The following is a 21,495-nucleotide window of genomic DNA, read 5'->3' on the forward strand; positions in this document are numbered from 1 at the left end:
GTTTCGCGAAGGAAAGGGGCTTCCGGTAACCGGAAACCCCTTGAGGAAAGCTGAATTGAGTGGCTGGGGTAGAGAGATTCGAACTCCCGAATGCCTGGACCAAAACCAGGTGCCTTACCACTTGGCTATACCCCAAACTCAATGGCTGCGCATTATAAACAAGGAATATTTGTTTGTGAACCCCTGGCGTCTGTCGGTTAAAAGTTGTTAAACGCGGCAAACTACGGGGTGGTTCAAACCGTGATTACTAGCTGCTGAATGAGCATATAGCTCAGGGTTCCCGCCATCAATGAAAGCAGGGCATTGCGCTTCCAGAGATGCAAAATTACCACCAGGAGAGCTGGTCCCAGTGCATCCATGCCCAATACCGGGGCCTGCCAGTTTCCTGAGCGCAGCAGAAAAATTACCACCAGTAAGGCCATGATGCCGGCAGGCAGGTAGCGCCCGAGGTGCTGGACCAGAGGGTGGTTACGCTGCCGCCCTAAAAAGGCAAAGGGAAGCAACCGGGTTAAAAAGGTTGCGGCGGCGGCGGCCAGAATAAAACTGAGTAAATAAAAGGTATCACCGTTCATGCTGCTGATCCTGATTGATCGCTGTGTAGAGGTGTTTGCGGCTGGGGTATTGCCAAAACAGTGCTACTACCACCAGGGTGATGGCGATCAGTAGCTGTTGGCTGGCTGGAAAGAGGAGTGCGGCCACCAGAGCTGCTATAGCCCCCGCCCAGATGGCAAAGTGGGATTGCAGTGCCTTGTATTGCTCTATGCAGAGGACGATAAACAAGGCCACCAGAGCAAAGTCTATCCCGGTGGAATCAAAAATGAGCGTGCGGCCTAGCCAGGCACCTAGTGCACACCCGAGTATCCAGTAAATCTGGTTACACAGGGTGATAAGAAAATCCACTTGCTGCTCCAGGGCTTTGTTGCGGGTTCGGGGGCGACTGGTTAGCAGCGAGTAGGTTTCATCGGTCAGTCCGAAAATCAAGTAGGGTTTGCGCCATCCTGCTCCAGCAAAAGCATCCAGCAAGGATAAGCCGTAGAAGACATGGCGGGCATTGAGCACCAACATGGCAATGAAGACTTCAATCAAACCGGTGGAAGCCAGCAGCAGACTGACCGCAAGAATTTGTCCGGCACCGGCATAGATTACCAGCCCCATCAGCGGGGCAAACCACCAGGCGTAATCCAGCTGGGTGGAGAAAAGAACACCAAAAGCCATCCCAAGAGGAAGGTAGCCGAATAAAACCGGTAAGGAGAGGCGCAGGGCTGTCGTTAAGGGGGAAGATTGCATTCTTATCAAGCTCCATCTCAAGAAGCGGCGCATTCTAACAAACTCCCGCAGCAAGCGGACACTTGTTTGATCCTTGTGTAAATTCTTGCATTTTGATGGCAGGTCCATGACAAAGAAGTAAAAGCTACCCCTGTTCATGCAAAGTTCACTCGGGTAAACTTCCTTGCATCCCTTAACATTAATCACTGCTCACAAGGCAGTTAGCGACTCAAGGCAGCGAGATGATCCCCGCACCTGAACTCCAGAAAAATAGCCAAGACGACTCCCTTCCTGCTCTCCAGGTAGACGACCTGCACAAGCGTTACGGCCAGCATGAAGTGCTCAAGGGGATTTCGCTGACTGCCAACCAGGGTGATGTTATTTCCATTCTTGGGTCCAGTGGTTCCGGTAAGTCCACTTTACTTCGCTGTCTTAATCTTCTTGAAAAACCCTATCGCGGTAGTATTCATCTGGCCGGTGAACAGCTGGCAATGAAAGCCAATCGTGATGGCGAACTCCAACCCGCTTCGCGTCGTCAGTTGGAAAGCTTTCGTGCCCGCATGGGCTTTGTATTTCAGAATTTCAATCTTTGGCCGCATCTGACCCTGCAGGACAATGTCGCTCTGGCACCGACCCAGGTATTTGGCAAGAGTAAAAAACAGGCTCGCGAAGAAGCGGTGGCCTTGCTGGACAAGGTGGGCCTGGCAGACAAGCGTCTTGCTTACCCGCTGCAGCTTTCCGGTGGTCAACAGCAGCGAGTCGCCATAGCACGTACCCTGGCCATGGAGCCTGAAGTCCTGCTTTTTGACGAGCCCACCTCGGCGTTAGACCCGGAATTGGTCAATGAAGTCTTGGGCGTGATGCGCAAGTTGGCTGATGAAGGCCGCACCATGCTGATCGTTACTCATGAAATGCGTTTTGCCCGTGATGTGTCTTCGCAGGTGATGTTCCTGCACCAGGGCCAGGTTGAGGAGTTGAGTCCCCCGGACGTCTTCTTCACCAATCCGGCTTCCACCCGTTGTCGTGAATTTTTGTCCAGCCACCTCTAGGCTAGGCTTAAATACGCGTCTTTTTATCAAGCTAACTGAAGGATATACCGTGATGAAAGTGTCTGTACGTTTTCTGACAGGACTTCTGCTGGTCCTGGGTTCTTTTGGCCTCCAGGCTGATACGCTGCGTATTGCAACCGAGGGTGCCTACGCGCCTTTCAACTTTATTGATAGCAGTGGTGAGCTTCAGGGTTTTGATGTGGATATCGCCCGTGCCCTCTGTGAAGAGATGCAGACCGAGTGTGAAATCGTCGGTCAGGATTGGGATGGGATTATCCCCGGTCTGAGAGCGGGTCGTTACGATGCGATCATTGCTTCCATGTCAATCACGCCCGAGCGTTCACGCGTGGTGTCCTTTACTGATCCCTACTATTCTAACGTTCTGGCTTTTGTCGGTCCTAAAGATGAAGAGCTGGGCACTGATGCAGCCAGCCTGGAAGGCAAGACTCTGGGTGCCCAGCGTGCCACCATTGCCGGTCAGTACCTGCAGGACGAACTGGGCCGTCACGTAGAGGTGCGCCTCTATGATACCCAGGACAATGCCTACCTGGATCTGGCTGCCGGTCGCCTGGACGGCCTGGTTTCCGACAAGTTCCCGGCTTACGACTGGCTGCGCACTGAAGCCGGCTCCGACTTTGAGTTCAAGGGTGAAGACATTGATATCGACGACAAGATCGCCATTGCGGTACGTCGCAGTGATCAGGAGCTGAGAGAGCGTTTCAATGAAGCCCTGGAAGCTATCGTTGAATCCGGCCGCTATGCCGAAATCAATGCCAAGTACTTCCCTTTCTCCATCTACTAAAATGGCCTGAAGCGGTTTATGGATTTACACGGTTTTGGGCATCTGCTCCTGGCAGGCACCTGGGTGACCCTGAAGCTGGCTTTTGTCAGCTTGGTGTTCGGCTTGTTGCTCGGGCTTCTTGGGGCACTGGCCAAGCGCTCCTCTTTCTTTCCCTTGCGTTGGGTGGGTAACCTCTATACCACCCTGATGCGTGGACTGCCCGAGTTGTTGCTGGTGCTACTGATTTATTTCGGAACCAGCCAGTTGCTGGAACTGACTTTTGGTGTTTACGTCGAAATCAGTGCTTTTGCTGCCGGGGTCGCTGCTCTTTCCATTGCCTTTGGTGCTTATGCCACCGAGGTTTTCCGTGCCGCTTTACAGGAACTACCCAAGGGGCAGGTCGAAGCTGCTCAGGCACTCGGCCTGTCTCCCTGGCAGACCTTCTGGCATGTCATGCTGCCGCAGCTCTGGCGGCTGGCGTTGCCGGGTCTGGGGAATCTCTTCCTGGTACTCTTGAAGGATACTGCGCTGGTGTCCGTGATTGGCCTGGAAGATATCATGCGTCAGGCCTATGTGGCTTCAGGTTACACCAAGCTGCCCTTTACCTTTTATCTGGCCGCTGCCGGTATCTATCTGACTTTGACCATCGTCTTTATGCAGTTACTGGGCTGGCTGGAAAAAAGAGCCGGTCGGGGTCACCTGGAGGCTAGTCGCTGATGGACTGGATTTACGCTTTATCCGACTGGTTGCAGGCGCTGGCCGCCGGGAATGAACCCTGGAACAGCTACGCCCGCTATCTCCCCCAGTTATTGGAAGGGGCCTGGCTGACTCTCAAGCTGGTGGTTTTGTCCGGTATTGTGGGTATTCTACTGGCCTTGCCTTTGGCTTTGATGCGTACCTCAAAGAATCCCTGGCTGTGGAGTTTTCCCTATGCCTATATTTTCTTTTTCAGGGGAACGCCGCTGCTGGTACAGATCTATCTGGTTTATTACGGGCTCTCCCAGTTTGAATCCCTGCGCTCTCTGGGATGGCTATGGGATGAAGTTCTCTCGCAGCCCTACTGGTGTGCCATTATTACCTTCAGCCTGCATACCGCTGCTTATATTGCCGAACTCTTTCGCGGAGCCATTCAGTCGGTGCCGCGCGGCGAAATAGAAGCGGCCATGGCCGTGGGGCTTTCCAGGCGTCAGCAGTATCAAAAGATTATCCTGCCGCGTGCCTTTGGCATGATCCTGCCTGCCTATGGCAATGAAGTTATTCTGATGCTCAAGGGCAGTGCTCTGGCATCCACCATCACTCTGCTGGATTTAATGGGGGCGACGCGTAATGTGATCTCACGTACCTATATGAATCTGGAGTTTTTCCTGATGGCCGGGGTGATCTACCTATTGATTGCTGCCCTCTTTATCGGTTGTTTCCGGCTGTTGGAAAACTACTTTAATGCCCATCAAAAAGCGACGCATCTGCCGACCGGAAAACTGGATGTGCAGGTGCAGGATGAGCATCTCAAGGATACGGCCCGCTAACCTGTTTTTTCTCAAGAGGTCACCGGTTTCCCGATCTGTTGCTGAATCGGGTCTGGCCGGAATTGTTATCAAGGAACGTCTTTTATGCAATTAATCGAAGCTGATTTAAATCTGTCTCACCATGTCAGAGCTCTGGTGGCACTTATGGATGAATATGCCTGCCATCCCATGGGCCAGGGCAAGCCCTTGTCTGATGAGGTTAAAGCCTGCCTGCCAGAAGCCCTAAAAGCGCGTAGCGATAATTTTCATGTGTTGGCTTTTGATGGCGAGCGCCCCGTGGGCCTGGTGAATTGCTTTGAAGGCTTTTCCACCTTTGCTTGCAAGCCTCTGGTCAATATTCACGATGTCATCATTACTGCTGATTACCGAGGGCAGGGGCTGACCCGCTTGCTGTTCGATAAAGTGGAAGAAATAGCCCGGCAAAGAGGCTGCTGCAAGATCACCCTGGAGGTGCTGGAAGGCAATCAAGTGGCTCAACAGGCTTATCGGGCCCAGGGTTTTAGCGGTTATGAACTGGACCCGCAAATGGGGCAGGCGCTTTTCTGGGAGAAAAAGCTGTAAGCAGGCATTAGGTGTTTTTTATAGCCCGGGCAGAGACCTGAGTTTTATTGGCCTGGCCGCTTTTGGGCGGCCAGCAGGAATTCCTGATTGCCATCGCCCCCCTTAATCGGGCTAGCCAGCCAGTGTTTTATGTCTAATCCCAGCTTGTCCAAAAGCTGACTGATTTTCTCTTTGACCTCGGCAAAAAGCAGGGGATTTCTGACCAGGCCGCCTTTGCCAATATTTTCTCTTCCTACTTCGAACTGGGGTTTAACCAGTGTCATGATCCAGCCTTGTTCATTTAAGAGTGCGGGTAGCCGCGGCAGGATCAGGGTTTGCGAGATAAAGGAAACATCCATCACGATCAGATCATAGGTCGCTGGGAGGTCTGCTTCCTGCAGCAGGCAGGCTTCCAGATAACGGGCATTGACCTTCTCCAGACTGGTGACACGAGGATCACCGGCCAGACGGGCATCCAGTTGGGCCTGGCCGACATCCAAACCCACGACCTGACGCACTCCGGCCTTGAGTAGATAATCGGTAAAACCACCGGTTGATTGTCCAATATCCAAAGCCAGCCAGCCCTCCAGTTCCAGTCCGCTGGCTTCGACCACCGCCTTGAGTTTCAGAGCACCACGGGATACGTAGTCATCTTCTTCCCGGGTTTCCACCTGCAGTTGGCTATCATCAGGCAGTTTGAGACCTGGCTTGCTGACCCCTTGCCAGCGCCCCTGTTTGAAAAGCTCTACGCGGCCCTCGCTTAAAAATTGTTGGGCCTGGGTACGGCTGGTAGCCAGTTGCTGTTTTACCAGTAGGAGATCAAGGCGCTGCATGCAAGGCTCGTAGGTTGAAATCGGTTAATCTCATCAGTATAACCCAGCAAGCCCTTGTATTGGCTTTGATTTTTACATTTTTGCTTGCCTGCTTCGGTAGAGGCTGCTAGTATGCACGCCTCAGTTGGGGCAAGCCCAACGAGTTCTGTGGTGGCCCCTGTTGGTCCTCCCGCAACACGAAATCGTGAACCCCGCCAGGCCCGGAAGGGAGCAACGGTAGCGATGGATGTGTGTGCCGGGATGTGGCTGGCAGGGGCCATCTCCATTTCAGCTCCTGTAAAACCTTTGCAGCGAGCGGCCTGGCCTTGTGGATACCCCGTCGAATTAAGCTTTAGTCATCCCTTGTTTTGATGGCTGTAAAGCTGCTTCCCTGTTCGATCGCCACCTCTTTTTGTCGCATGGCTTTACCTAAAGCCAAGGCCAGTGCTTCGACGTCTTTACTTTCTGCGGTCGCCACCTTGACCAGGAGGGTTGTTACGGGTCGACCCTGATAGTAACCCTCGGCATCAAGCAGGGTAAAACCATCGAAATAGCGGCTCGTGATTGTAATGATGCTTTGGCGTTCATCCTGAGTAAAAGCCTTGCCCTGGGGCGAGCCTAGATAGAGGGTGTGCATCATGCGAAATTATTTTCCTGAATAGTGCTTGTGGGAACTCAGGCAGTCTAGATGTATTTTAGAGGCCTGTCATTGACCGGTTGTCCACTTAGCTTCTGTGCTTGCTGGGGTTTAGCGGCCTTTTGCCGCTGGAAACTCCCCGCCTTTACCTCTAGTCTGTGCCTACTAGGATGAATAACTGGACTTGCTCATGACAGGGGTATTGATGAATGTGGGATGAACGCTACGCCGGTGAAGACTATGCTTATGGTCGTGAACCCAATGAATTTCTGGTTGAACAGCTGGATGAGTTGTATTCCCTGAATGCGCCTGCCCGGATTCTCTGTGTGGCAGAAGGGGAAGGCCGCAATGCCGTGTATCTGGCCAGATTGGGTCATGAGGTGACCGCTGTGGATTTGTCCCGGGTCGGTCTGGATAAAGCCTTGTCTCTAGCTGAAGAGTTTGGGGTAAGTATTCGTGATCACCAGGCCGATTTGGCCAGCTATGAACCGGAAGAAGACTATTACGATGCCATCGTCATGATCTTCGCCCATACCCCTTCAGCTGTTCGTAAACCCCTCTATGCCCGCCTGATGGCTGCCTTGAAAAATGACGGTCTCTTGCTGCTGGAAGGCTATACACCGGATCAGTTGGGTCGGGGTACTGGTGGTCCTCCCTCTGAGGATATGATGTTTACCCTGGCCGAATTGCGGGACTACCTGCAGGATATGAGTTTTCTGCATGCAGTTGAAAAAATCCGGCCTCTGCATGAAGGCCATTTGCATACGGGCGAGGGTGCCGTGGTTCAACTGGTCGCCCAAAAACAGCCACCAGGCAGCCGCTATCTACCACAACTGGATTCCAACCCTTGAAGTAAAGCCGTATCACCTTCAGGTCTTAAGTAGTGATCGCAAGAAAAATATTGAGCAATTGTTAGTTGTTATCAATCTCATTAAAAAGGTTGATTTTCTTAATTCTTGATTGGCAGCTATAACTAGTAATCAAGAAATGTCTGCTGGCAATTCGAATACTTTCAATTTCACACTCAAGGCTTGAAGGAGGTTTTATGAGCTCGCAACAAGCTGCAGCAGGGGGTTGCCCGGTAATGCATGGTAGCCGTACCCAGAAACAGGTTGGCGGTGGTAGTGCTCAGGACTGGTGGCCGGAACAGCTGAATCTGGGTATTTTGCACCAACATTCCTCAAAAGCTGATCCGCGTGGGGCTGACTTCAATTATGCTGAGGCCTTTAAAAAGCTGGATTTGAAAGCTGTTAAGAAAGATCTGGCGGAGTTGATGACGGCCTCCAAGTCCTGGTGGCCTGCCGACTATGGTCACTATGGCCCCTTTATGATTCGTATGGCCTGGCACTCGGCGGGTACCTACCGTACCGCTGATGGTCGCGGTGGTGCCTCTACCGGTAACCAGCGCTTTGCGCCCATTAACTCCTGGCCGGATAACGCCAACCTGGATAAAGCCCGTCGGCTGCTCTGGCCGATCAAGAAAAAATACGGCAATCAGCTAACCTGGGCGGATCTCTATATTCTGGCCGGTAACGTAGCGCTAGAAAGCATGGGTCTGAAAACCTTTGGTTTTGCCGGTGGCCGTGATGATATCTGGGCTCCGGAAGAAGACATCTACTGGGGGGCCGAAGAGGAATGGTTAGCCACCAGTGACCAGCCCAAAAGCCGCTACTCAGGAGACCGTGAACTGGAAGAACCCCTGGCCGCTGTACAAATGGGTCTGATTTACGTGAACCCCGAAGGGCCGGACGGTGAACCTGACCCCTTGGCTTCTGCCAGGGATATTCGCGAAACCTTCAAGCGCATGGCCATGGACGATTATGAAACCGTTGCTCTGACCGCTGGCGGGCATACCTTTGGCAAGGTGCATGGTGCCGGAGATGCCGAACTGGTGGGTCCTGAGCCAGAAGCTGCCCCCCTGGAGCAGATGGGGCTAGGCTGGAAAAGCAGTCACGGTAGCGGTAAGGGACGAGATACCATTACCAGTGGCCTTGAAGGTTCCTGGACACCCACACCCACCCAGTGGGATATGACCTATTTTGATGTCCTCTTCAAATACGACTGGGAGTTGACCAAGAGTCCGGCTGGTGCCTGGCAGTGGGTTCCCAAGAATCTAGCCGATGAAGACAAGGCGCCGGATGCCGAGGATGCCTCGCAAAAAGTGGGCATCATGATGACCACGGCGGATATGGCCATGCGCGAAGATCCTGAATATCGCCGTATTTCCGAATACTTTCACAAGAACCCGGAAGAGTTTGCTGATGCCTTTGCTCGTGCCTGGTTCAAGTTGACTCACCGCGACCTGGGGCCTAAATCCCGCTATTTGGGACCGGAAGTGCCTGACGAGGATTTGATCTGGCAGGACCCGGTTCCTGCAGTGGATCATCTATTGATCGACAAACAGGATGCCAAACAGCTGAAACAACGGATTCTGGATTCGGGTCTCTCTGTTCCCGAGTTGGTGGCTACGGCCTGGTGCTCGGCCTCTACTTTCCGTAATTCGGACAAACGTGGCGGTGCCAATGGTGCCCGTATCCGCCTGGCTCCTCAGAAGGATTGGGAAGCCAATGAGCCGGAACAGTTGGATAAGGTCCTGCATTGTCTGGAAGATATTCAATCCGACTTTAATGCCTCCCAGTATGGCGACAAGAAAGTCTCGCTGGCCGATTTGATCGTTCTGGGTGGGGCGGCTGCTTTGGAAAAAGCCTCGGCTGATGCTGGCTACCCGGTGGAGGTGCCCTTCTACCCCGGGCGTACGGATGCCGAGCCAGGCCAGACCGATAATGACTCCTTTGAATATCTCAAGCCCGAAGCGGATGGTTTCCGCAATTACCGGCGAACCAAATTTACCGTGGCGGACGAAGAGATGCTTCTGGATAAAGCGCAGTTGCTCAACCTGAGCGCCCCGGAAATGACGGTCCTGGTCGGGGGGATGCGTAGCCTGGGAGCCAACCATGGTGGTTCACGTCATGGTGTGCTGACTTCGCGGCCGGGAACCCTTAATCCAGATTTCTTCACCAACCTGATGGACATGGAGGTTGAATGGAAGCCTTCAGAAAAGGAAGAGGATATTTACGAAGGCTATGTGCAGGGTGAAAGTCAGCCTCGCTGGACGGCAACCCGTGTGGATCTGGTATTCGGGTCCAATTCCCAGCTAAGAGCCTTGTCTGAAGCCTATGCACAGGACGATGCCGGTTGGCAATTTGTCAAGGATTTTGTGGATGCCTGGAACAAGGTGATGAATGCCGACCGCTTTGATTTGGCAGACTGAAGACTGAAGAGGGAACAAAAAAACGGTGCTCCAAGGAGCACCGTTTTTTTATATACGGCCTGGCGCTAAAGTCGGGAGATTAGTCCAGATCACTCAGCGTGGCATTAATGTCGCGGCGGGAGACATCGACATTCCAATAGGTGTAGCTATCGCCGTCTTCATCCACCAGCTTGATGTCGAATAGAGGGCTCTTGTAGCCACGCAGATTAACCCGTTGGGTGTTACCGTTGGGGAGGATATCGTTGCCCAGTACATCTTCTTCCCAAGTCTCTGCATCAGATGGGCTGACGTAGACGTACATGATGGTATAACCGGTGTTGTTGGTTATATCGACATAGTAATCCCTGGCCTGAACAGCGACTGCAAAGAGCAGGGTAAACAGGAAAACCGCAAGATGCTTGGCGCGCATGATCTTATCCTCATGATGTTAAGTTCTGTTTAGTTGAATTCTTATTATATGAAATTTTGATCATTTTTATAGGCTTAGGATCAATTTTTATTTGATAAAAAATCTTTTATTTAGATGGAAGTGAGTTGATTAGGCCCTGAAAGTAATTGAAGTGCGAGGAACGTGAAGATTGCTTGTCCAGTGCTATTGCTGGGGTGAGCTGACCTGGTCTTGGTGGAAATCAGCTTGCTTGGCTAGCCTTCACTAGATAGGCACAGGCCGATTATGAATGCTTTGTCATTGACTCAAATTGGGGAGAGTTACTGATGAATTATTTTTTGGATGCTTGGAGTGAAGCGGCACTGACCAGTCTGGGTTTTTTCTGGATGGCGCTCTGGGCTTTTGCCCTGGGCTACCTGATCTCCAGTTTGATACAGGTGCTGGTCACTCGCTCGCGCATGCAGAAAATGATGGGGGACACCGGGTTTAAGAGTATATCTCTGGGAACCTTTTTTGGTTTTATTTCCAGTTCCTGCAGTTTTGCTGCGCTTTCCGGCACTCGTGCCCTCTTTCAGCGAGGTGCCGGTCTGGTGCCATCTCTGGCCTTTTTGTTGGCTTCGACCAATCTGGTGGTGGAGCTCGGCATTGTGATAGCCCTGTTTCTGAGCTGGCAATTTGTCGTGGGTGAATATATCGGTGGGCTGTTGTTGATTATTTTTGCCTGGCTGTTTGTAGCCTGGACCCGGCCGGATCAGTTGATTAAAGAAGCACGTCAGCGGCTGGCAAAAGAGCATCAGGAAGATGAAAAGGAAAGCCAGAACTGGAAGCAGAAACTCTTCTCCTCCACTGGCTGGCAGCAGATCGGTAAGAAGTACGTCATGGAATGGCAGATGGTGTGGAAGGATGTCTTGATCGGTTTTACCGTGGCTGGGGTTATTGCGGCTTTTGTTCCTGATGCCTTTTTTGAAACCCTGTTTATCGGTTCGGGCGGTGAGCAGGCACAAAATCCGGGCTTTGGTGCCGTTTTGGCACAAACACTGATCGGTCCAGTCGCTGCTTTTTTTACTTTTATCGGCTCCATGGGCAATATCCCGCTGGCCGCGCTTCTGTTTGATCAGGGCGTCAGCTTTGCCGGGGTGATGGCTTTTATTTTTTCTGACCTGGTCGTTCTGCCCATCCTGAGAATCAATGCCCGCTATTATGGCTGGAAGCTGGCTTTGTATATTTTGGTGCTCTTGTTAACCTGCTTGGTGGCCGCTTCTCTCGTGCTTCACTACAGCTTTGCCTTTCTGGATCTTTTGCCTTCAAGCGATCTTCAAGGGCAGCTCATGCAAAGGGATAAGTTTGCTATTAATACCGGTTTTTTCCTGAACCTGATTTTTCTGGCCTTTAGTGGCCTTCTGGGCTGGCAGGCATGGAAAGCCAAAAAAGCAGCAGGTCATGAGCACCACCATCACCATCATGGCAGTGTTTCCTTGACCGATAGAATCCTGCAGCTGGTTGCGGGTGCCGCTGCCATCTGGTTGGCTGCAGGTCTGTTGATCGCTCTGGTGGGGTAACAGGACTCAGGAGGATCTGCCGGGAGAGCAGGCATGCGCCTTGAGGTGTTTTAAAGACAGGATCTTTAAGGTGAGTTCATGGGTGCTTTCCAGGCAGACCGGAGGAGCCACACCAGCCTGACGGGCTTCTTCCCAACGCAGGGCACACAAACACCAGCGATCACCGGGTGCCAGGCCCGGAAACCCCATTTCCAGGCGTGGCGTACTGAGATCATTGCCTCTTTCCCGGCTGAAGTTGAGGAACTCCTCGGTAACCTGGGCACAAACCGTATGCATGCCAATGTCTTCGGTACAGGTGTGGCAGTAGCCATCGCGGAAAAAACCGGTTTGAGTATCAAAGCTGCAGGGTTGCAGCAGGCCACCCAGGACATTGCGGGTCTGTTCAGATTTCATGAGAGCCTTGATTGTTGAGGAATTAGCCTTTCAGCTTAGGTCAAACTTAGCCTTTCGCCTAGTTTTCAGGGTGTTCGACAACAAGCAGTTCCTGCAAGTTGAAACCGGCTGCTTGCGCTTGCTGACGAAAGTCGTTCAGACGCTCCGGGGTGACCTGGGAGCTGCGGGCTAAAAGCCAGAGGTAATCCTTGTCCGGCCCGGAAACATAGGCGTAGTCATAGTTTTCACCCAGCTCAAAAATCACATAGCTGGCATAGAAGGGTCCAAAAAAGGAAACCTTCAGGTGGCCGCGAGTGGGGTCGTCAACCGGATAGGCCTTGCCGACGGCTTCTTCCCACTCCCCGGTTTGGTCATTGAAACCGCGATTGACCACCCGGATGCTGCCATCATCCTGTAGGGAGTAGTCAGCAGTCACCTGGCTCAAGCCTTCTTCAAAGGAATGATCCAGGCGGGCAATTTCATACCAGCGTCCCAGGTAGGCATCAATTCTGAAGGGCTCAACCGGCTGGACGCCTTCAGGTATGCCGGTACAGCCAGTTAACAGAGCGGCTAGTAGGCAGGAGGCGAGTAGTGCTCGAATGGGCATTAGAATCTCCTAGTCACGTTGGACACGGCTCATTAACAGAGCTGCACCCATGAAGGTGCCACCAAAAGCCCGGTTCATCCAGATCTGGTGACTGGGCTGACGCAGTAGGCGCAGGACTTTGGCCGCCAGTCCGGTGTAGCCAGCCATTACCAGTAGATCCACTGCGGTCATGGTCGCCAGCATCAGGAGGTATTGTTCCAGCAGGGGACGAGCCGGATCAAGAAACTGGGGCAGGATGGCGAGAATAAAAATAATCGCCTTGGGGTTACTGGCATTGACCAGAAATCCACGCAGAATCAATCCAGAAATGGGAGGTTGCGAGGCGGTTTGCTTCTCTTCGGACAGGGCTGCGGGTGGGCTCGACCACTGTTTCCAGCCCAGGTAGGCCAGGTAGGCGACGCCGCACCATTTGATCAGGGTAAAGGCCATTTCCGATGCGGCCAGCAGGGCACCCAGGCCAGCAGCGACCAGAGCCACCTGAACCACCAGGGCCAGTTGCAGGCCCAGAGCATTCCAGTAGCCGGTACGAAAACCATAGTTCATCCCCGAAGTCATTGAGGCCAGGGCACCGGCTCCCGGTGTCAGGCTGATCAAAAGGCAGGCCAGAAAAAAGGCAATCCAGGTTTCCAGTGACATCATTGCTTCCCTTGAGTATCCAAAAAGCCAGTTTACAGGAAAAAGCCGCTCGTCAGGCCCTTGCTCTTTTCGGTTATTGTTCGGCTTCATGTTATCCTTGCGCCTTTAAGCTTCTTTAGCAGCCGCGGAATCTCCATGAGTTATCAGGTGCTGGCGCGTAAATGGCGTCCCAAGAATTTTCATCAGTTAATCGGCCAGGATCATGTCAGCAAGGCCTTGATCAATGCCTTGGATACCGACCGTATCCACCATGCCTATCTATTTACCGGCACGCGCGGGGTGGGCAAAACCACCCTGGCACGTATTCTGGCCAAATGCCTTAACTGTGAAGAGGGGGTCAGCAGCCAGCCCTGTGGTGTCTGCTCTTCCTGCCAGGAAATCGATGCCGGGCGCTTTGTCGACTTGATTGAAGTGGATGCAGCCAGTCGGACCAAGGTGGAAGATACCCGGGAGCTGCTGGATAACGTCCAGTATTCGCCCACCCGTGGACGCTTCAAGGTGTACCTGATTGACGAGGTGCACATGCTCTCCAGCCACAGTTTCAATGCTCTGTTGAAAACCCTGGAAGAACCGCCTCCCCACGTCAAATTCCTGCTGGCAACGACCGATCCGCAAAAGCTGCCGGTCACGGTATTATCCCGCTGCCTGCAATTTCAGCTCAAGAATATGCCACCGGAGCGGGTGGTGGAGCATCTGCAGAATATTTTGCAGCAGGAAGGTGTGACCTATGAAGAAGCGGCCCTCTGGCTGCTGGGCCGGGCGGCGGATGGCTCCATGCGTGATGCCTTGAGCCTGACCGATCAGGCGGTGGCTTTTGGTCAGGGCCAGCTGGATGCTGCCCAGGTGGCAGAAATGCTGGGCGTGCTCGATCATCGCCATATCATGGAATTGCTGGAATCCCTGGTCAATCAGGACGCCGCCGCTTTGATGCAGGTAGTGGGCCGGTTGGCCGAACAGGCCCCTGATTTCAGTGCTGTGTTGGAAGACTTGTCGAGTTTGCTGCACCAATTGACTCTGGCGCAGCTGGTGCCTGAAGCCTTGCCAGGTAACAGCCAACAGCAGGCCAAGCTGCAGGAACTGGCAGCAGGAACCACGGCTGAAGAGGTACAGCTGTTTTACCAGCTGGCTATTGAAGGACGGCGGGATTTACCGCTGGCACCGGATCCACGCACCGGCTTGGAAATGACCCTGTTGCGAATGCTGGCCTTCCGGCCCCAGGGGATTCCCGATTTGCCGGAAACCGAGCTAGCGGCTTCGCCCCCAAAGCCCCGGCCCCCTGAGTCGCAAGCCCTGGAAGCAGCGGCTGCTCAGGGGGTAGAGGTTGAAAGCCCGGCACCGCAAGAGCCCCCCGTTGCTTCCAGTCAGCCGCCACTAGCAGCGCCTTTGGCTGCACCTGAACCTCAAGTAGAGCCGCCAGCGGTTGTGCCTAATCCTGAACCGCCTCCCTCAGCGGTTACCCAGGTGCCAGCTGAGCCAGCAGCCAGCAGCGGAGGTTTGAACAACAACGAGGATTGGCTGGCGCTTTTTCCTCAGTTGGCATTAAGTGGTTATGCTGCCTCCCAGGCACGTAATCTTTGTCTCTGGGAGCGCCAGGGACAAAGGCTGATTTTTGTGGCTAGCCCGAAAGCCATGGCATTGCTGGATCAGGGGTTTCGCGATCAGCTTCATGAACAGCTAACCGGCTTGCTAGGCGAGGCCTTGGAACTGGTTTTTGAAGCTCACGAAAATCCACAATTGGATAATTTTTCCCAGCGTCGGGAAAGGCTGCGTCAGGCCGAGCAGGCCAGACTGCTGGAGCAGCTTGATAATCATCCCCAGGTGCAGGAGTTAAAAGCTCGCTTTGGGGTCAGTGTAAATCCCGAGAGCGTTGTTTCTGCAAGTGAATTGCAGGAAAATAGACTTCATTGATAGCCGTTAATTCAGGAGACGCAAGCATGTTTAAAGGTATGGGTGATATGGGCAAAATGATGAAGCAAGCCCAGGAAATGCAGGAAAAAATGCAGAAACTGCAGGAAGAAGCCGCCAATGCAACTGCTGAAGGCCAGGCTGGTGCAGGCATGGTCAAGGTGACCATGACCGGTCGCCATGATGTTCGCAAAGTGGAAATTGACCCCAGTGTCATGGAAGAAGACAAGGAAATGCTGGAAGACCTGCTGGCGGCAGCGGTGAATGATGCCGTACGCAAGGTGGAAACCGCCAGCCAGGAAAAAATGAAAGAACTCACGGCCGGCATGCCCTTGCCTCCCGGCTTCAAGATGCCTTTTTAAGCCCAGGTCATGCAATTCAGCCCCCTGATCGAAGAAATGATAGAGGCCCTGCGCTGTTTGCCCGGGGTGGGTCCCAAGAGTGCCCAGCGAATGGCACTTCACCTGCTGGAAAGGGATCGCTCCGGTGGTGAGCGTCTGGCCGAAGTGCTGGGCCGTTCCATGCAGGAAGTGGGTCACTGCCGTAGCTGCCGAACCCTGACCGAAGAGGAGCTCTGTGCCATCTGTGCCAGCGGCAAGCGCAAGTCCTCGGTGCTTTGTGTGGTGGAGACCCCGGCAGATATGCTGGCTCTGGAACAAACCGGTGCCTATGACGGCCAGTATTTTGTTTTGCTGGGTCATCTGTCTCCTCTGGAGGGAATCGGTCCGGAGGATCTGGGGTTCGACGAACTGCTGAGTAAACTCGACGCAGAACCGGTGGAGGAAATCATTCTGGCGACTAATCCTACCCTGGAAGGCGAAACCACGGCCCAGTATCTGGCTGAACTCCTGTCATCACGAGCAGTAAAGGTCACCCATCTGGCCCAGGGAATCCCCTTGGGCGGCGAATTGGAATATCTGGATGGCGGCACCCTTTCACGTGCTTTTGCCGGGCGTCTGGGTTTTAACCGGGAAAATCAATAATGCCTTCTAATTTGCAAGAAGCCTTACCCCATATCTGGGTCGATCAGGATGAGCAGTTGGCTGATCTCTGTACTCGCTGGCAACAGCTGGATGAACTGGCCATGGATACCGAGTTTATCCGCACAGATACCTTTTACCCGCGCCCTGCATTGCTTCAGGTCGGGGATGGCCAGGCTTGTTACCTACTGGATGTATTGTCGCTGAAGGCTTTACAGCCGCTGAAAAACTTGTTGAGCAGCGGCCCCTTAAAAATTTTTCACAGCTGCTCGGAAGACCTGGAAATGCTTTATCACTGGCTGGGTGTGCTGCCTCAGCCGCTGGTGGATACCCAGGTGGCCGCAGCCTTTGCGCTCAAAGATACCGGCATGGGTTACCAGCGGCTGGTGGAAGAGCTCTTGGGTTTGCAACTGGAAAAGGGGGAAACCCGATCCGACTGGCTGCAGCGCCCTCTGACCGCCTCTCAGAAAAAATATGCAGCTCAAGATGTTGAATACCTGCTGCCGGTCTGGCAGCGGCTCAAGATTCTTTTGCAGGACAGTCTCTGGCTGGATGCGGTTTACCAGGAAGGTCAGTGGCTGGTAGATGATGCAGGTCAGCAGTTACCGGAAGAAGCCTGGCTGAAATTCAAGCAGGCCTGGCAACTGGATGCGCGTCAGTTGGCGATTCTTCAGGCCCTGGCAGAGTGGCGGGAGCTAACCGCCCGAGACAAGGATCGCCCCCGAAGCCGCATCGCCAGTGATGCACTCTTGTTGACCCTGGCTCAGCGTCAGCCCGGGCACCCGGCTGAGCTGGCCAGTCTACGCGATGCCTCGCCCGGCTGGGTCAAGCGTTATGGTCAAGACGTTCTGGCTGTGATTCAGCAAGCTCAGGCTGTTGCGGATGATGATTTGCCCGAGGTCAGGGTGTCTCCTATTACCCGTGAATACAAGGCTGCCCGGAAAAAGCTGCGCCAGGCCCTGGCCGAGCAGGCTGAACATCTGGACATTCCCCAGGAAATTCTGGCACGTAGAAAACAACAGGATGCCTGGCTACAGGCACTCTTAACGGACCTGGCTCCTCAAGTCGACCCCCGGAGCCCCAGCTGGCGTCAGCCCTATCTCAAGGCAGCGCTGGATCAACTTCAGGTTAAAGAAGCATGAAAGTACTCACAGAAGTTTTTCGTAGTCCCAGACGGGATGAAATGTATTTGTACATCGACAAGCAAAAGGGAATGAAAGAGGTTCCTGAGGAGCTGCTGGAGTATTTTGGTCAGCCGCAAGCCGTGATGACCCTCCTGTTGACGCCGGCCAAAAAACTGGCGCGTGCTGAAGCCAAGGATGTCTGCCTGGCTTTGATGAGCAAAGGCTATTATTTGCAAATGCCGCCTGCCCGTGAAGAGTATTTGTTGGATCTCTATCGTGCTCCCACGGAGTCGCGTTACTGATGCGGGAAGAATTCTGGACGCTACCGCTTTCGGAGCTGACCACTCAGGAATGGGAGGCTCTGTGTGACGGCTGCGGGCGCTGTTGTCTGCATAAGCTTCAGGATGAGGAGGATGATCAGGTTTACTATACTGATGTGGCCTGTCATTTGTTTGATCCAGCTACTTGTCGTTGCCGGGATTATTCGGGAAGATTGGCTCAGGTTCCCGATTGCATGTCGATTCGTGAAGAGGGTGAGGAGGTTTATCAATACCTGCCTCGAACTTGTGCCTATCGTCTGAGGCATGAAAATCAGCCGTTACCCTTCTGGCATCCGTTGATTACCCGCCAGGAGGAGGCCATGCGTCTGGCGGGAATTAGCGTGCAGCAAAAAGTCATCAGCGAAGCTGATTTGCCGGACGATGCCGATCTGGAAGAAAGAATTATCAATTGGGTAGAGCTTTAAGAAACCAGGGGTAAACGAAAGCGCTGCAAGTGATCATGCATTCATGATGTTGATCCCGGGCTCTTTAACCCCATAAAAATACAAAGATTACACCCTGTTTCTTTTCTTATGGGGCCTAGATCTCTAGTATGAGCAAACTAACTTAATTTGAGTAAACACGAAACGATTAATCATGGACAGTCTTGTACTCCTCAGCTGGATCGCCTACCTGATCTGTAGCTTTCTTTTGCTGCTGGCCAGCTGGAAGCTACTCTATTGGTTGCCCTTTACCTTAAAGTGCGGTGTTTTCTTGACCCAGTTGGCCATTCTGGTGGTGCCGGCAGCGGTCAATGAAACGGCCCTGGCACCGGCATTTATCGTGATCGTGCTGGATATTCTCATGTCTGTGCCCAGGGATGTCTGGATACAAAAAGCGGTTCCCTTGCTGGTAGCTCTGGTTGCGGCCTGGCCCCTGGCCTATGTCTGGGGCCGTCTCTATCGTTTATACCTGACGCGTCAGGAAGCCCGGCAGTCTCAGGAAGACACCCCAGAAAACGAGCAAACAAACTAAAATAGCCTAGAAACAGGAAAAAGTATCATGGTCGGATTTGTAATTGTTTTAACTCTGGTTATGTTGATCGCTGGTATATTCGGCGGTTTGATCAACTACTATCTGCTTAACCAGGATAACAAAGACACTACAGGCATGCTGAGAAGTGTCGTGGTCGGCGTGGGTGCTGCCTTCCTGGTTCCTGTAGTGCTGGATTTGATCGGTAGTAGCATCATCACCGAAAGCCAGGCTGATCCCGGCCAGTTGCTGATCTACACCGGCCTTTGCCTGATTGCGGCGATAGCTTCACGGGTGGTGGTGACCAACGATAGCGATCGTACTCGCAAAGCTGCGGAAGCGGCCAAGCAAGAAGTTGAAAAACTTCAGGCTCAGGTTCGTCATCTTCAGGTAAGTCTGCAACCGCTGATTGAAACCGAAACCGAGATGGAAGGAACCCGAGAAGAAGAACAGGAAGTTATGGATAGCCTGGACGTAGCTGCGACCCAGGTACTCAAGGCATTGGGAACCGGCCGCTATATTTTCCGTACTCAGGAGAGCCTACTGAGCGAGCTGGATATGCCCGAACAGGATGTAATGAAATCCTTGCAGATCCTTGCTGGCAAAGGCCTGGCGGGTAAAGTGAATTCTGAATGGGGCCTGCGTTGGCATTTGTCCGAACGTGGTCGTCGTCTGGCGGAAGCCAGTCTGTAAACCTTCTCTGCGCTTGGGTATTGGCAGGGGGAAGTGATGCCTGGATGGAATAAAATGAAAAAAATATACTTACTGCTTGCTCTGATCTTTTTTAGTCTTCTGGGAAGCCAGGCCGTTTTGGCCCAGAAGGATGTGCGGGTGGTGGTTGATATTTCCGGCAGTATGAAGCGGACCGACCCTAATAATCTGCGCATACCTGCGGCAAAAATGTTGGTTGATCTCTTGCCAGAGCAGACACAAGCAGGGCTCTGGACCTTTGCCTCCCAAGTTAACATGCTGGTGGATCATGATCCGGTTACTGAAGCCTGGCGGCGCCAGGCCAGACGGCAGCTGGAACAAATCAACTCCGTCGGCCTTTATACCAATATTGATGAAGCCCTGGAAACCACAACCTGGGATGCTGGGTGGGAGGATGCCGAGGGCACGGACAGGCACTTGATCCTGCTGTCCGATGGCTTGGTCGATGTTTCTACGGCAGCAACCCAGGAAGAGCGGTCTGCTGAAAACCAGGCTTCCCGGGACCACCTGCTTCGTGAACGCCTGCCGCGTCTGGTCGATGCCGGTTTTACCATCCATACGCTGGCCTTGTCTGATGAAGCCGACCAGGACTTAATGGCAACCCTGGCCCAACGCAGTGGAGGACTTCATGCCGTCGCCTATGAAGCTGACGACCTCATGCCCTTGCTGCTACAGATCCTGAACCGCCTGCTGGATTCGGATCAGGTTCCTCTGGAAGGCAATCGCTTCTCGATTGACCCGCTGATCAATGAATTTACTGCGCTGGTATTCCATCAACCAGGTGCTGAAGTGGTTTTGCAGACACCCGCTGGTGAGCGTTTCGATAAGGCTAGCCGTAATGCGGCCTTGAACTGGCATGACAATGCCCGCTACACGCTGATTACGGTAATGGATCCTGAAGCCGGGGAATGGCAGATAGAAACACCGGAGCATCCGGATAACCGGGTGACGGTGGTCTCGGATCTGGAGCTGCATACCAGTGATTTCCCCGCTACTGTTTATCGCGGTTTTTCCGATGAGGAACAAACCCTGACGGCCTGGTTTACCGAAGAAGGTCAAAAAATTGACCGACGCGAATTCCTGCGTCTGCTGGATGCCAGTGCCCGTCACGCTCAGGATGGCCAGCTGCTGCGCGAAACCCCGATGGACTTTGCCGAAGCAGAGTATGAATTTCAGGTGACCGTGGATGACTTTGATCGCCTGGGTGAGCAGCAGCTAACGGTTCTGATTGATGGCCATACCTTCCAGCGCCAGGTGACCCATAGCTTTAATGTTCAGGATGTTGTGGCGGCCAGCTTACAGTTACCTGAAGATGGTGGCGCACCTCGTGTTGTCTTGCGTGCTCAGCATCCCGATCTGAATCCTGATTCCATTGATTTCCGGGTTCTGGCCAATGGTGATCCCCAGTCCTTGAATTATCGCGGTGATGGTGAATGGCAGGTGAATTTGACTAATCTGCAGCCTGGGCGCGAATACCGCATTGAAGTGGATGCCCAGGGGCGTTTGCAGGGCAAGAATTTCAGTATTCAATTGCCGCCGCTGCAACTGGAAGAAGGCAGCGTTCGTGCTGATGACCGTCCTGAAACAACGCCGGTAGAAGACAACGAAGTTGCCGAGCCGGAAGTGATTCCCAATCCTGCACCTCAAGTTGTTCCCAGTCCGGTGATTCCCAATCCGGTCGCCGGGGGTAGCAACCAGGGTGCTGAGCAGGAAACCACGCAGGAACAAGCACCTGAAGAGGAGATGCCAGTATCTCAGGAAGAAGAAGCCACAGACGAAGAGGCAGGTCTGCTGGGACTGAATTTCTCGCCCATCGAGAGCTGGGATGATCCACGCATGCTCTGGGTTTATATCGCCCTGGGTGTCGCCAATATCCTGCTTTTCCTGATCGCCTTCCTGATGTACCGCCGTTTTATCAAGAGACGTCGGGCGCGTCATGATGCGCAAACCCATGATGACGAGGAAGAAGTTCCTGAGCTCGACGATCTGGAATTCGATCTGGATGAAGACCTGGGTCGCTAACAGGCATAAGAGGTAGC

General features: G+C 53.3%; 25 protein-coding genes, 1 tRNA gene and 1 other RNA gene. 18 read left to right on the top strand and 9 right to left on the bottom strand.

Annotated features, from left to right (window positions below; translation table 11 throughout):
• Positions 1-60 precede the first annotated feature (60 nt).
• The 3 genes from DFK18_RS00685 to DFK18_RS00695 form a co-directional block, all read right to left on the bottom strand.
• Positions 61-135 (bottom strand) — tRNA-Gln (locus tag DFK18_RS00685).
• Between the two features lie 98 nt (positions 136-233).
• Positions 234-572, bottom strand: a complete 339-nt coding sequence (locus tag DFK18_RS00690) for a branched-chain amino acid transporter permease (protein ID WP_114416280.1) — start codon at positions 570-572, stop codon at positions 234-236.
• On the bottom strand, positions 562-1,287 hold the full coding sequence (locus tag DFK18_RS00695; protein ID WP_114416281.1) for an AzlC family ABC transporter permease: 726 nt from the start codon (positions 1,285-1,287) through the stop codon (positions 562-564). Before DFK18_RS00695 ends, DFK18_RS00690 begins: the two co-directional genes overlap by 11 nt.
• A 221-nt stretch (positions 1,288-1,508) precedes the next feature.
• Here DFK18_RS00695 and DFK18_RS00700 point away from each other — a divergent pair, with 221 nt between their 5' ends.
• The 5 genes from DFK18_RS00700 (at position 1,509) to DFK18_RS00720 (ending at position 5,183) form a co-directional block, all read left to right on the top strand.
• The gene (locus DFK18_RS00700) at positions 1,509-2,315 is read left to right on the top strand and encodes an ABC transporter ATP-binding protein (protein ID WP_114416282.1); all 807 of its coding nucleotides are present in this window, start codon (positions 1,509-1,511) and stop codon (positions 2,313-2,315) included.
• Positions 2,316-2,367: 52 nt separating this feature from the next.
• The gene (locus tag DFK18_RS00705; RefSeq protein ID WP_114416283.1) at positions 2,368-3,117 is read left to right on the top strand and encodes an ABC transporter substrate-binding protein; all 750 of its coding nucleotides are present in this window, start codon (positions 2,368-2,370) and stop codon (positions 3,115-3,117) included.
• Positions 3,118-3,135: 18 nt separating this feature from the next.
• Complete coding sequence (locus tag DFK18_RS00710) at positions 3,136-3,813, top strand: ABC transporter permease (protein ID WP_114416284.1); 678 nt, start codon at positions 3,136-3,138, stop codon at positions 3,811-3,813.
• Positions 3,813-4,622 (top strand): ABC transporter permease, encoded by an 810-nt coding sequence (locus tag DFK18_RS00715; protein WP_114416285.1) that lies wholly within the window; start codon positions 3,813-3,815, stop codon positions 4,620-4,622. Before DFK18_RS00710 ends, DFK18_RS00715 begins: the two co-directional genes overlap by 1 nt.
• Before the next feature lie 84 nt (positions 4,623-4,706).
• Positions 4,707-5,183: a GNAT family N-acetyltransferase gene (locus DFK18_RS00720; RefSeq protein ID WP_114416286.1), complete on the top strand. Its 477-nt coding sequence runs from the start codon at positions 4,707-4,709 to the stop codon at positions 5,181-5,183.
• Between the two features lie 44 nt (positions 5,184-5,227).
• Here the strand turns inward: DFK18_RS00720 and DFK18_RS00725 are convergent, their stop codons facing one another.
• A complete protein-coding gene (locus tag DFK18_RS00725; RefSeq protein ID WP_114416287.1) occupies positions 5,228-5,995 on the bottom strand; it encodes a TlyA family RNA methyltransferase in 768 nt (255 codons plus the stop codon).
• A gap of 158 nt (positions 5,996-6,153) precedes the next feature.
• Here DFK18_RS00725 and ffs point away from each other — a divergent pair.
• Positions 6,154-6,250: signal recognition particle sRNA small type (gene ffs / locus DFK18_RS00730), an RNA gene on the top strand.
• A gap of 76 nt (positions 6,251-6,326) precedes the next feature.
• Here ffs and DFK18_RS00735 read toward each other — a convergent pair.
• Positions 6,327-6,614 carry a hypothetical protein gene (locus tag DFK18_RS00735; protein WP_114416288.1) on the bottom strand — a complete coding sequence of 96 codons (288 nt, stop codon included), beginning with the start codon at positions 6,612-6,614 and terminating at the stop codon, positions 6,327-6,329.
• A 206-nt stretch (positions 6,615-6,820) separates the two neighbouring features.
• Between DFK18_RS00735 and DFK18_RS00740 the strand changes: the two genes are divergently transcribed.
• Positions 6,821-7,462, top strand: a complete 642-nt coding sequence (locus tag DFK18_RS00740; protein WP_114416289.1) for a class I SAM-dependent methyltransferase — start codon at positions 6,821-6,823, stop codon at positions 7,460-7,462.
• A gap of 194 nt (positions 7,463-7,656) precedes the next feature.
• On the top strand, positions 7,657-9,882 hold the full coding sequence (katG, locus tag DFK18_RS00745; protein ID WP_178006165.1) for a catalase/peroxidase HPI: 2,226 nt from the start codon (positions 7,657-7,659) through the stop codon (positions 9,880-9,882).
• Between the two features lie 79 nt (positions 9,883-9,961).
• Here katG and DFK18_RS00750 read toward each other — a convergent pair whose 3' ends face one another.
• Positions 9,962-10,291, bottom strand: a complete 330-nt coding sequence (locus DFK18_RS00750; RefSeq protein WP_114416290.1) for a hypothetical protein — start codon at positions 10,289-10,291, stop codon at positions 9,962-9,964.
• Between the two features lie 305 nt (positions 10,292-10,596).
• On the opposite strand from DFK18_RS00750, the gene DFK18_RS00755 reads away from it, so the two are divergent.
• On the top strand, positions 10,597-11,829 hold the full coding sequence (locus tag DFK18_RS00755) for a permease (protein ID WP_114416291.1): 1,233 nt from the start codon (positions 10,597-10,599) through the stop codon (positions 11,827-11,829).
• A gap of 6 nt (positions 11,830-11,835) precedes the next feature.
• On the opposite strand, the gene DFK18_RS00760 is transcribed toward DFK18_RS00755, so the two are convergent.
• The 3 genes from DFK18_RS00760 to DFK18_RS00770 are packed head-to-tail and all read right to left on the bottom strand — an operon-like array spanning position 11,836 to position 13,444.
• Positions 11,836-12,222: a DUF2237 family protein gene (locus tag DFK18_RS00760; RefSeq protein WP_114416292.1), complete on the bottom strand. Its 387-nt coding sequence runs from the start codon at positions 12,220-12,222 to the stop codon at positions 11,836-11,838.
• Between the two features lie 58 nt (positions 12,223-12,280).
• The gene (locus DFK18_RS00765) at positions 12,281-12,808 is read right to left on the bottom strand and encodes a lipocalin family protein (protein WP_114416293.1); all 528 of its coding nucleotides are present in this window, start codon (positions 12,806-12,808) and stop codon (positions 12,281-12,283) included.
• A 9-nt stretch (positions 12,809-12,817) separates the two neighbouring features.
• Entirely contained in the window at positions 12,818-13,444 is a 627-nt protein-coding gene (locus tag DFK18_RS00770) for a LysE family translocator (protein ID WP_114416294.1), read from the bottom strand.
• Between the two features lie 135 nt (positions 13,445-13,579).
• Between DFK18_RS00770 and dnaX the strand changes: the two genes are divergently transcribed.
• From dnaX to DFK18_RS00815, 9 genes are all read left to right on the top strand, one after another.
• A complete protein-coding gene (dnaX, locus tag DFK18_RS00775; protein WP_114416295.1) occupies positions 13,580-15,352 on the top strand; it encodes a DNA polymerase III subunit gamma/tau in 1,773 nt (590 codons plus the stop codon).
• 26 nt (positions 15,353-15,378) lie between these two features.
• On the top strand, positions 15,379-15,711 hold the full coding sequence (locus tag DFK18_RS00780) for a YbaB/EbfC family nucleoid-associated protein (protein WP_114416296.1): 333 nt from the start codon (positions 15,379-15,381) through the stop codon (positions 15,709-15,711).
• A 9-nt stretch (positions 15,712-15,720) separates the two neighbouring features.
• The gene (gene recR / locus DFK18_RS00785) at positions 15,721-16,332 is read left to right on the top strand and encodes a recombination mediator RecR (RefSeq protein WP_114416297.1); all 612 of its coding nucleotides are present in this window, start codon (positions 15,721-15,723) and stop codon (positions 16,330-16,332) included.
• Positions 16,332-17,471 carry a ribonuclease D gene (rnd, locus tag DFK18_RS00790; RefSeq protein ID WP_114416298.1) on the top strand — a complete coding sequence of 380 codons (1,140 nt, stop codon included), beginning with the start codon at positions 16,332-16,334 and terminating at the stop codon, positions 17,469-17,471. Before recR ends, rnd begins: the two co-directional genes overlap by 1 nt.
• Entirely contained in the window at positions 17,468-17,755 is a 288-nt protein-coding gene (locus DFK18_RS00795; protein WP_114416299.1) for a YcgL domain-containing protein, read from the top strand. The genes rnd and DFK18_RS00795 overlap by 4 nt, the downstream gene beginning before the upstream one ends.
• The gene (locus DFK18_RS00800; protein WP_114416300.1) at positions 17,755-18,198 is read left to right on the top strand and encodes a YcgN family cysteine cluster protein; all 444 of its coding nucleotides are present in this window, start codon (positions 17,755-17,757) and stop codon (positions 18,196-18,198) included. Before DFK18_RS00795 ends, DFK18_RS00800 begins: the two co-directional genes overlap by 1 nt.
• Positions 18,199-18,370: 172 nt before the next feature.
• On the top strand, positions 18,371-18,748 hold the full coding sequence (locus tag DFK18_RS00805) for a hypothetical protein (RefSeq protein WP_114416301.1): 378 nt from the start codon (positions 18,371-18,373) through the stop codon (positions 18,746-18,748).
• Positions 18,749-18,775: 27 nt separating this feature from the next.
• The gene (locus DFK18_RS00810; RefSeq protein ID WP_114416302.1) at positions 18,776-19,438 is read left to right on the top strand and encodes a YEATS-associated helix-containing protein; all 663 of its coding nucleotides are present in this window, start codon (positions 18,776-18,778) and stop codon (positions 19,436-19,438) included.
• Positions 19,439-19,492: 54 nt separating this feature from the next.
• A complete protein-coding gene (locus tag DFK18_RS00815) occupies positions 19,493-21,478 on the top strand; it encodes a VWA domain-containing protein (RefSeq protein WP_162299646.1) in 1,986 nt (661 codons plus the stop codon).
• Positions 21,479-21,495 lie beyond the last annotated feature (17 nt).

This window comes from Marinospirillum perlucidum (assembly GCF_003336805.1).
Classification (GTDB): domain Bacteria; phylum Pseudomonadota; class Gammaproteobacteria; order Pseudomonadales; family Halomonadaceae; genus Marinospirillum; species Marinospirillum perlucidum.